This is a genomic window from Litoribacillus peritrichatus (assembly GCF_039537985.1).
In the GTDB taxonomy this organism is placed as follows: Bacteria; Pseudomonadota; Gammaproteobacteria; order Pseudomonadales; family Litoribrevibacteraceae; genus Litoribacillus; species Litoribacillus peritrichatus.
On record NZ_BAABBN010000007.1, the window covers coordinates 232,293 to 241,649 of the forward strand.

The window sequence follows — 9,357 nt, forward strand, 5'->3', positions numbered from 1 at the left end:
CCCCAAAGGTTAAGAAACGCTGCTGATGAATTTAATAGGCAGCGGACGAATGTATCGGTTGATTGGTGGTTTGGCGGTGGTTCATTAATTTTGCGAATTCTAATGATAATCAATATCAACTGCAAATATTATTGTTTGTGATAATTAATCATTCGTATCTTGGTGAGGTACAACAGTTGTGGAAGGTCTGAGCGTAATCAAATGAGGTTTCGTAAGTATTCAACGCTCGTTGATCAGTGGAGATAGCGTATAAAAAACGTCGTGCATCAGCCGGTTATCATTTTATTGGTTGTGCAAGAGTTAATCATAAGTATAATGCGAAGCATTCTTATTTGGTGTGGTGATTATGAAACCGAACTTTTTTGTTCTGAAAACCTTGTATGGCTGTGGCCTGGTGTTTTTTTGTTTGAATTCAAACGCAATGCAGCTGGAGCAGTCTCAAAAGAAATTGTCCTCTTCGTATCAGGTCTCTTCAAAGGTACAGGCTCGTATTGATGCTCTGGATGAACAAACTCAGCAGGATTATTACGAGTACGTTCGAACTGAAAAACGCGCGGAACAAATTGAAGCCTACAATCGCCAGCTTCAGACGATGATCAACTCCCAGCAGCAGGAACTGGAAGATCTGGAGCAACAGCTGGTCTCATTAACTGATACGGAGCAGTCGGCACTGCCGTTGCTGAATAAGATGCTTTCCACATTAACTGCGTTTGTGGATAACGACCTGCCGTTTTTACAGAGCGAACGCTCGGTGCGTTTGAGTCGCTTGACCAAGTTGTTGGATCGTGCGGACGTCAGTGTTGCTGAAAAGTATCGTCAGGTGCTGGAAGCTTATCAGATTGAGGTGGAATACGGTCGGACTCTGGAAGCCTACAGCGGCACTTTGTCCATGGCCAATCAGGCCAACCGAGATGTGACTTTTCTGAGATTGGGCCGGATCGGTTTGTTTTACCAAACGTCCGACGGCCAGCAAAGCGGCCAGTGGAATGCCGATGAGCATCGTTGGCAAGCACTCGATTCGTCACAGAACTGGTCCATTCAAAAAGGCATTCAGTTGGCGTTAAAACAGACGGTGCCTGAATTACTTGAACTCCCTGTCAGACCATAAGGAATTAGGAAACAACCATGACATATTTCCGAAAGACAGCCGCATTGTTGGCGGTAGTGTTGTTTTCTTCGCTTTCCTACGGCGCTGAAAGCGGGACAAATCAAACGCTTAAATCCTTGTTGGCAGACGTTGAGGCCAGCATTGATCAATCTCAACAAACGGATCAGACGCGGTTGAATCAATTTCTTGCCGAGAATAATAAGCAAGCAAGCCTGCTAAAAGGCGCGAAGCAACGGCTGCTGAACGCAGAACAAAATCAAGAACGTCTGAAAAATCTGTTTGACCAGAACGAATCACGACTGGTTGAAAAAAATGAACTGTTGAAAAGTCGAAGTGGCCAGTTGGGCGAAGTGTTTGGCGTGGTCAAGCAACAGGCACAAGACCTGAGTGGAGTGTTGCAGGACTCTCTAATTTCAACCGAATACCCAGATCGGTTATCTAAAATCGCGTTTGCAGATGAAAAACGTATTCCAACCTTAGCCGAGTTACAGGGGTTGTGGTTTTTGTTGTTGCAGGAAATGACGGCCACTTCTGAGATTAAATCGTTTGAGGCTCAGGTGGCGCAGCCGAATGGCGTTTATGTGGCGTCAAACGTTCAGCGAGTTGGCCCGTTTGTGGCGATTGATGAACAGGGCCGGTTCCTTAAGTACGACAGCGTTAATCAGCAATTGGAAGTATTCGCTCGTCAGCCGGGAGGTTCTGTACAGTCTCAGGCTCAGGCGTTTTATGCCGGTGACACCAATCAGTTAGTGGTCGATCCAAGCCGTGGCAATTTACTGGAACTGTTGGGCCGAACGCCAACGATTCAAGAACGCATTGACCAGGCGGGGCTGATTGGTTACATCATTCTGGCGTTAGGTGCTTTCGGCTTATTGGTTGCACTTTGGCGTTTGTTGGCGGTCTTTTTCGCTGAACTTAAAATTAAGCAACAGTATAAGAAACTGGCCGAATTAAGTGATCGCAACCCTCTTGGGCGGGTCTTGAGTGCAGTGAACGCTGCTGATCAGTTGGAACAAGCGTCGTCTCCTCAGAGCGGTGATTCAGCGAAAGCCTTGGCGAACATTGAAATCCGGATGGATGAAGCCTTGCTGAAAGAAGTGCCTCGTCTGGAATACGGTTTAACCTTCTTAAAACTATTGGCGGCAGTAGCCCCCTTGCTGGGGCTTCTGGGCACAGTGACTGGCATGATTGGTACGTTCCAGAGTATTACGGTATTTGGTACCAGTGATCCTAAATTGATGGCGGGGGGGATCTCCCAGGCCTTAATGACAACCGTATTGGGCTTGTGTGTGGCGATTCCGTTGTTGTTCACTCACAGTCTGATCGCTGCTCGGGTGCGACGCCTGATTCAACTGCTGCAGCAAGTGGCGTTTGCTTCGATCGCAGATCGTTTGGAAGACACTGCACAAGCGGCTTCTGATCAACCTCTTAAAACTCAGCCTTCTACTATTCAGCCAACTAGCTCTAAGCCAGCGTCAAGCCATTCACCTGTAAAGGCCGTAGAGAATGCTGTTTGATCCTTCGGTTTGGCAGGCATCGCTGGAGCAGTTTTTTAAGTCTGGTGGCTGGGTGTTATTTCTCCTGGCCTGGACTGCGTTGGTGATGTGGTCGTTACTGCTTGAGCGTTGTTGGTTCCGGCTTTGTATTTTTCCGGCGCAGCAACGTACTTGCATGGAACTGTCAAAATCCGGTGCAAGCCCCAGTGTTCAGATTACCAAAGTGGGTGAATTGCAGCAGGCGCTGCAAGCGTCTTTGCCATTGATCAAAACGCTGATTGCGATATGCCCGCTGATCGGTTTGTTGGGTACGGTCACAGGGATGATTCAGGTGTTTGATATTTTAGCGTTTAACGGCACGGGCAACCCCCGTTTGATGTCTGCCGGGGTGGCGAAAGCGACCATTCCAACCATGGCCGGGATGGTATTAGCGGTGTCCGGTTTGTTGATGTACACCTGGTTGCAACGCTGGAGCCAGCTACAGCTGAGCTCGGTGCAGGCTTTGTCCAAAGCGGGATAAGGTGCCACGGCCTGGCTGGTCGAGTGGTTAGCACGACGCATACGATTCAATAGATAAGAGATACAGAATGAGAAGCCGAGTAAACCTGGACATACAGAACAGCGAGTCTGAAATTGATATGACGCCGATGCTCGACATCGTCTTTATTATGCTGATCTTCTTTATAGTTTCAACAACGTTTGTGAAGGAAGCCGGTGTTGAAATTAATCGCCCGGCGGCCAGTACGGCAGAGAAACAAGAAAGTACCGGCGTGATGTTGGCGGTAACAGCGGACGGTTTAATTTGGTTAGAGGGCGATCAAACTGACGTGCGTATGATACGCCCGAAACTTGAGCGGCTGAAGGTGGAACAACCGGATGTATCGGTGATGGTACAAGCCGATGAGAACGCCAAAACCGGAGTGCTTATTAAGGTCATGGATCAGATTAAACTGGCCGGTATTGCCCAGGTTGCGGTGGCAACCAAACCATCACAAGGTTCTATGTAATGCGGGCGTTGTGGTTTTTTCCGGCCGCATTGTTGGTGGTGATCGGTTTATTCATGTTCATGGCGCAGCTGGCAGGTTCCGGTAAGCAATATCAAATGAAAAAAGAGGATGCGCTCAGCCTGAACATGCTGCGAATGCGATTCGATAGCGACGTGCAACTTCGTGAACGCGAACCGCCTCCGCCGCCACCGGTCATTCAGCCGGACTCCACACCTCAGCCTCCGATGCCGAAAGCCATGAGCGCGCCAAAGATGGACATGCCCAAGATTGATGTTCCGGACGTGTCTTTCGACAGTTCATTTAAGATTGAAGCAACGCCGCCTTCCGTGCCGGTCATGGCCGCTCCGACCGATTTGGTGAACGAACTGTCGTTGGAAATGGCACAAATGCCTAAAAAACGGGTTAATCCTCAATACCCTAGACGAGCGTTGCAACGAAAAGTAACGGGTAAATTGTTGGTGGAGTTCATTGTGGATGTAGAAGGCCGGGTAGAAATGGATTCGATTGTCTTCTTAGAAGCGGAGCCAAAAGGTGTATTTGAGCGAACAGTACGCAAGTCGCTGGCAAGATGGCGTTTTAACCCGCTAGTGCGTGATGGTCAGGCGGTTCGTTTTAAATCGCGTCAGCCGTTCAACTTTACTTTGAGTAAATAGAGGGTAAACAAACAGTGAATAACGCCTCTTACTATGGCCTGCGACATAAATCGGCTTCTGCTTGGTTTGGCTGGTTGGTAATTTTAGTGGCCCTGTTGCCAGCATTGGCGGATGCGGCTCAGAGTATCCGGCCTAATACTTATAAGGTGATTGTCGAGTTGCAAGCGGCCATGAACCCTGAGATTGATCCCAAAACGTCGGGGGAATCAGCGACCGCGCAACCGCCAGAAGTTGACCACCAACAAGTTCAAACCTTATTGGATCGATTAAATAAATCGCGCCTGAATGATTATGAACAAGCGTTGGTGCACCAGTTCTCAGCGAACTTTGCGTTAATGAAAGAAGACAATGAACAGGCGTATTATTTTTATTTCAAAGCCTGGTCGTTGAATGCTCTTACGCCCAAAGAACAGTTGAATTTGCGAAAAACGTTGGGGCAGCTGGCGCTGAGTAACGGTCAATGGCAGGCGGGGACGGAACATTTATCAGCCTGGATGCAAGATGCTGCCACGTTTAACCAGACCGTGAAACCGCCCGAACAAGCGATCAACATTCGGGCTCAGGATCATTACATGTTAGCGCAAGGCTATGCTCAGCAACAAATGTGGCCGAAAACGGTGAGCGCGATAGAGAAGGCGATCGACTTAAAGACCGGAGAAGGCAATCCATTCGCGCCAGAAGACTGGTATCGTTTGGCGTTATCGAGTTATTTGCAGCAGGAAGACACTGCAGCGGCAATTGATGTTCTGAAACTGTTGGCAGAGCATTTCGCCAACATGCTGTACTGGGAGCAGTTGGCGTCTTTGTATCAGCAGGAAGACAAGTTTCAATTGGCGCTAACCTCACTTCATACCGCTTATATTCATGGTTTTGTGGTGAAGGAGCGGCATATCGTCTGGTTGGCTCAACTGTTAATACATCAAGAGAACTTTCATCTGGCGGGCGATATTCTGACCAAGGCGCTGAAGGATAAACAGCTACCTCCAACCGAGCGAAACCTGAAATTGCAAGCCAATGCCTGGTTGATGGCTCGGCAATACCAAGCGGCTAAGGGCACCCTGAATCAGCTCAGAACACTGACCCCTGATGATCAGGAAACCAGAGATCGGTTGGCGGGGGTAGAGCGCGTGTTGGCCATTAAACCGTAATGGGGGTTATTGTTTAAATAGCCAAGTCCGACCGTTGTGATTATGCGGGTTCAGGCTGTTCTGTACGATGAAAAATTGCCACATTGCGCTGGTCTTCACTGCCAAAATCCGGGTCAACGTAAATGTACATCCGGCAGATTTTGTGGTTCCTGAACTCAAATACACTGCAAAACCGGCCTTGAGACACTGCTCCGTCGGGCCAGACCGTACCATTGGTCAAAGTACCGCCTTCCTGTCCCTCAACCACTACCTTGTTCGGCGCGACTATGTATTGGAAATTGGCTTTATCGTGCCAGATAGAACCGAGCTTTTGGCTAATGCGGGCACCAAACTCAATTAACGCGGCCTTTCCTTTTTGATTTCCGAACTTAGGGAAGAAAAAATCAGCGTCGTCGGTAAAAAGCTCAAGATAGCCTTCATTCCCGGTATCGACCATTTCAAAATATTGAAGAACAACGTCCAGGTTACTTTTCAACATAACTGTCCTTTCATGTGATGAGTACGTTTCTTGACTAGGTTGAAAATCCGGTTCAACCAAGCGGTCAAGAATATCATGTCCTGTTGGCTCGTGTGGCGCTTTATGAGCGGTTTTGGTGCGTTTTGCTTGAAGTGATTAATTAAATTTGGCTTTGGGCTTGTTGGAAAAATTAGTAAAGAAGTATGGCGTAGCTTGATATCGTTGATAAAGAGAAAATGGAATTCATGACTGGGTCACACTTAGAGGCAGTGCGTCTTTTCTCTATAAGATCAGTTTCGATACTATCTGCACAGAATTGGCGTATCAACAGTTCGCTGATAGACGTTAAGGAGTTTGGACTTATCCCTGTCACCAAGGCATTAGGTATCCAAGAGTATAATAATTTTTTAGTTCAGTAATGGAATAGGTTGATGATACACAAAATTGGTTTGATGATTTTTTTTAGTTTGTTTGCGAGTGTTGCTGCTTGCTCGGAACAACCAGAGTCGTGTCCTATGGATATTCGACCTGTGGATTTGGCAGGGTTGTCTGTTGCGTTTAATAATTTCGACGCCAAAAGAGCTGAGCATCTCGTGAGTCTCACTAATGGAGACTTATTGCTTGTTCGCTATAACGCAAATTGTGGCTTAGGTCTTGATATCTCTTATTTTAGTTTGGAGGGTTTTCTTGATCGTAAATCCCGTCAAGAAACAGCAGCATGGCTCGTTTCTTTGTTTAAGAATTATGAAAGCTTTAATCAATATATTTCTGAGAAACTGGATAGCATTGAGGCGCTTAAGAACTCTGAATTTTCAATATCCATTCCAGGTGAGTATGGAGATGAAGAGCATTACATCAGTTTAAAAGATATTTCGGTATCCGATGATTATCAATCGTTATTGTTCAAAAATATGATGACTTACAGTTGGTTACCTCCTTCAGGGGAATAGTACTTTCAAGTAGAAAAGATAGTGATTTTATTAGTTATACAGGTCTATAAACATGGATGTTATAAAGCAATCAGTTGGTAAGGGCGGGTTGAATAGCTCTAAAGACGTTCGAACAGTTCAAGAGCTATTGAACAAGGTAATAAAGAACAAGCAAGTTGTAAAACCTCTATCTGTAGATGGTCGATATGGAAAAAATACACTAAAGGCGATTATTGGTTTTCAAAAGAATGTAGTTAAGATGAGGCGCCCTGATGGTTTAATCTCCCCACAAGGAAGAACAATTAAAACCTTAGTCGCCAAAACTAAGTTAGTTGGTCGCTCTTCTATGAAAGTGATTAAATACAGGAGGAATGCCAGACCTGAATTAAGTTTTTATACCAAAGAAGTTTTAAAAACGGCAATGGCTTTTGCTGATGTAGACACTATTGATATATCAAGCACACGACGCCTTATTAAAGATCAAGCTCGTATAATGCACGGGCAGTTGATGAAAGCTAAAAAGCAAAAGATATCTGTACGGCAAGTCAGAGGTTATGGATATTCTGCGCCGGGTAGAGCAGTTGATAAAGTTTTTTGGGATAACGTAGATCACCTTTCTGAAGATCAAGTAAAAATTAAAATGGAAGATGAGATAAAAAAATGGTTGGCTCTCGGTCAAAGAACCTCAAAGCATGTTGTGAGTGAGTCGACTTACCGGGCTTTAAATGTTTTAGATATACCATATTCGTCTGTACCTATGAGCAAACGTGATGAATTTGAACAGGCTTTAGTGAGTATGTCACAAACAGTTAAATCTCGACTCTATTCAAAAAATAAACAGTTAGTCGATAGCTTAGGTAAAAACATAATTGATTTACTTATCGTTGAAAGGCGTTGCTGGCATCTAGAAATTTCTCAAGTGATACAACCTTTACCCGATGTGTTGTCAAAAAATGTACAAGGATATTGTTGATTATTAGAAGCTAATTATTTAGTCAATGAAGAGCAGGCTTTAACTGCTCTTCATGCTTTTGAGGGTAGGATACTCCAAAATTCTTGCCAGTTAATACCTACAGTTGTATATCTTCGTCTAGTCGTTTTTCATGGTTGACGGAACAGATCGCATTAATCTCTGCCTGCACTTTTTTCGGTAAACCAGATACGGCCTTGTGGTATGACCACTCAACTAACTCCTTCAAATATTCTTCGTTTATTGTTTGAACATCTACCACTGTTACCCAGTAAAAACGTTGCAAGTATCTCGCAGGCTTAATGCCCGGTTGATCTGTTAGCTCCAGAAATCGCTCAAAAGTTGCTCTGAAACTGAACCGCCACTGCTCGGGTTCACTGGTTTTAAAATAAGCAAATTGTTTGCCGTGTACTTTATACGACAATACGTTGATCGGAGCACCAGACAGATTTTCTGATGCGCCCGGAAAGGCGTTGCAATAAGCTTTGAGTTGGTTGATGTTCATATGAGAACTCAGACTTTTTTCGCATAGTTGTAGTAAACAGATTTAAATAAATTGGTTCAAAAGAATCAGACTGCTTGAAGTATTGAGCGTTGACTCTATATTTATCTAATGCTTATATAATGTTGTGTATTTTAACCTCTTAATTACATTCTTGATAACCATTAAAGTTTATCGATGACGGCTAAGAACTTTTAAAATAAGTAGAAGTTTTAAATCAATAGTATTTGGATTTTATAAATAATGAAGATTTTTTTGCTTGTATTCACGCTGGGGTTAGTGAGTTTGGTTGGCTGTCAAACGGCTCCTGTCAATACTGATGTTATTAAAACATCAGAGTATAATGTACCAGATAGCTTGCTGACTAAGCACTCGGGTGCGTTGGTTATTGATGATCTAGAGAATCGTTTTTACTATAGTGGATATGACTTTGAGCATTGGTTGCTCGGTCATGCTTATTACAAACTACGCTTTGTATATCACCCAGATTTGACTGAAAATTTCATAAGTGCTGATGTCCGAACAATGCAGCAAAGCTGGGTACATGCTGATTCTGTTAGTATATATGTAAAGAAGGAAAAAATAGTAGATCGCTGGAATAAAGGAAAATCTACCAATACTTCAATAGTAGATGGTGGTTCGCTAGGAAGTACTGTTTATACACATGAGCATTTTAATGTTAAGTTAACATTTGAAAATGCTTCTAAAATTGCTAACTCTAAATATGATGACATAACTTTACGGTTTTATGGGAAGGATGGTTACGTTGACGAAAAGATTCATCCTGAGTCATCATTTGAAGGTTTAAAATCTGTGATTGAACTAGCCAAAGCCACTACTTTAAAGTAACACGCATAAGTAATTTTAATTTACGAAATTTAAAGGCTGGTGCTGGGGAAATATAATTTTAGCTTTTTCTCTTGGCTTACGCTAACCTGAATCCGTGACTTAAAGCCCTTTTAAACTTTTGCCTCTGAAGACTTCCCGTTTTTCACATTCCATGGTGACTTACCATTCCATTACAGCTTGGCTATTCTGCTAATCATTGCCAGAACAGCCCGTTTTTTTGCACACTCCAGCCTTGCGG

Annotated in this window: 11 protein-coding genes; 9 read left to right on the plus strand and 2 right to left on the minus strand. The window is 44.3% G+C overall.

Annotated elements, in window-relative coordinates; genetic code table 11:
- Positions 1-346 precede the first annotated feature (346 nt).
- The 6 genes from ABD744_RS10780 (at position 347) to ABD744_RS10805 (ending at position 5,412) form a co-directional block, all read left to right on the plus strand.
- Positions 347-1,108 (plus strand): DUF3450 domain-containing protein, encoded by a 762-nt coding sequence (locus ABD744_RS10780; protein WP_344798366.1) that lies wholly within the window; start codon positions 347-349, stop codon positions 1,106-1,108.
- A gap of 17 nt (positions 1,109-1,125) precedes the next feature.
- A complete protein-coding gene (locus ABD744_RS10785) occupies positions 1,126-2,625 on the plus strand; it encodes a MotA/TolQ/ExbB proton channel family protein (protein ID WP_344798368.1) in 1,500 nt (499 codons plus the stop codon).
- Positions 2,615-3,124, plus strand: coding sequence for a MotA/TolQ/ExbB proton channel family protein (locus tag ABD744_RS10790; RefSeq protein WP_344798370.1), 510 nt, complete (start codon positions 2,615-2,617; stop codon positions 3,122-3,124). Before ABD744_RS10785 ends, ABD744_RS10790 begins: the two co-directional genes overlap by 11 nt.
- Positions 3,125-3,191: 67 nt before the next feature.
- The gene (locus tag ABD744_RS10795; protein WP_344798372.1) at positions 3,192-3,611 is read left to right on the plus strand and encodes an ExbD/TolR family protein; all 420 of its coding nucleotides are present in this window, start codon (positions 3,192-3,194) and stop codon (positions 3,609-3,611) included.
- Entirely contained in the window at positions 3,611-4,264 is a 654-nt protein-coding gene (locus tag ABD744_RS10800; RefSeq protein ID WP_344798374.1) for an energy transducer TonB, read from the plus strand. The genes ABD744_RS10795 and ABD744_RS10800 overlap by 1 nt, the downstream gene beginning before the upstream one ends.
- A 14-nt stretch (positions 4,265-4,278) precedes the next feature.
- Positions 4,279-5,412 carry a tetratricopeptide repeat protein gene (locus ABD744_RS10805; protein ID WP_344798376.1) on the plus strand — a complete coding sequence of 378 codons (1,134 nt, stop codon included), beginning with the start codon at positions 4,279-4,281 and terminating at the stop codon, positions 5,410-5,412.
- Between the two features lie 40 nt (positions 5,413-5,452).
- On the opposite strand, the gene ABD744_RS10810 is transcribed toward ABD744_RS10805, so the two are convergent.
- The gene (locus ABD744_RS10810) at positions 5,453-5,890 is read right to left on the minus strand and encodes a nuclear transport factor 2 family protein (protein WP_344798378.1); all 438 of its coding nucleotides are present in this window, start codon (positions 5,888-5,890) and stop codon (positions 5,453-5,455) included.
- Positions 5,891-6,300: 410 nt separating this feature from the next.
- Here ABD744_RS10810 and ABD744_RS10815 point away from each other — a divergent pair, with 410 nt between their 5' ends.
- Positions 6,301-6,819, plus strand: a complete 519-nt coding sequence (locus ABD744_RS10815) for a hypothetical protein (RefSeq protein WP_344798380.1) — start codon at positions 6,301-6,303, stop codon at positions 6,817-6,819.
- 52 nt (positions 6,820-6,871) lie between these two features.
- The gene (locus ABD744_RS10820) at positions 6,872-7,771 is read left to right on the plus strand and encodes a peptidoglycan-binding domain-containing protein (protein WP_344798382.1); all 900 of its coding nucleotides are present in this window, start codon (positions 6,872-6,874) and stop codon (positions 7,769-7,771) included.
- A 97-nt stretch (positions 7,772-7,868) separates the two neighbouring features.
- On the opposite strand, the gene ABD744_RS10825 is transcribed toward ABD744_RS10820, so the two are convergent.
- Positions 7,869-8,273, minus strand: a complete 405-nt coding sequence (locus tag ABD744_RS10825; protein ID WP_344798384.1) for an MmcQ/YjbR family DNA-binding protein — start codon at positions 8,271-8,273, stop codon at positions 7,869-7,871.
- Between the two features lie 240 nt (positions 8,274-8,513).
- On the opposite strand from ABD744_RS10825, the gene ABD744_RS10830 reads away from it, so the two are divergent.
- On the plus strand, positions 8,514-9,119 hold the full coding sequence (locus tag ABD744_RS10830; RefSeq protein ID WP_344798386.1) for a hypothetical protein: 606 nt from the start codon (positions 8,514-8,516) through the stop codon (positions 9,117-9,119).
- The last annotated feature ends 238 nt before the right edge of the window (positions 9,120-9,357 follow it).

Coding starts and splice junctions, on each gene's coding strand:
- ABD744_RS10780 (WP_344798366.1), top strand. CDS start 347: ATGAAACCGAACTTTTTTGTTCTGAAAACCTTGTATGGCTGTGGCCTG.
- ABD744_RS10785 (WP_344798368.1), top strand. CDS start 1,126: ATGACATATTTCCGAAAGACAGCCGCATTGTTGGCGGTAGTGTTGTTT.
- ABD744_RS10790 (WP_344798370.1), top strand. CDS start 2,615: ATGCTGTTTGATCCTTCGGTTTGGCAGGCATCGCTGGAGCAGTTTTTT.
- ABD744_RS10795 (WP_344798372.1), top strand. CDS start 3,192: ATGAGAAGCCGAGTAAACCTGGACATACAGAACAGCGAGTCTGAAATT.
- ABD744_RS10800 (WP_344798374.1), top strand. CDS start 3,611: ATGCGGGCGTTGTGGTTTTTTCCGGCCGCATTGTTGGTGGTGATCGGT.
- ABD744_RS10810 (WP_344798378.1), bottom strand. CDS start 5,890: ATGTTGAAAAGTAACCTGGACGTTGTTCTTCAATATTTTGAAATGGTC.
- ABD744_RS10815 (WP_344798380.1), top strand. CDS start 6,301: ATGATACACAAAATTGGTTTGATGATTTTTTTTAGTTTGTTTGCGAGT.
- ABD744_RS10820 (WP_344798382.1), top strand. CDS start 6,872: ATGGATGTTATAAAGCAATCAGTTGGTAAGGGCGGGTTGAATAGCTCT.
- ABD744_RS10825 (WP_344798384.1), bottom strand. CDS start 8,273: ATGAACATCAACCAACTCAAAGCTTATTGCAACGCCTTTCCGGGCGCA.
- ABD744_RS10830 (WP_344798386.1), top strand. CDS start 8,514: ATGAAGATTTTTTTGCTTGTATTCACGCTGGGGTTAGTGAGTTTGGTT.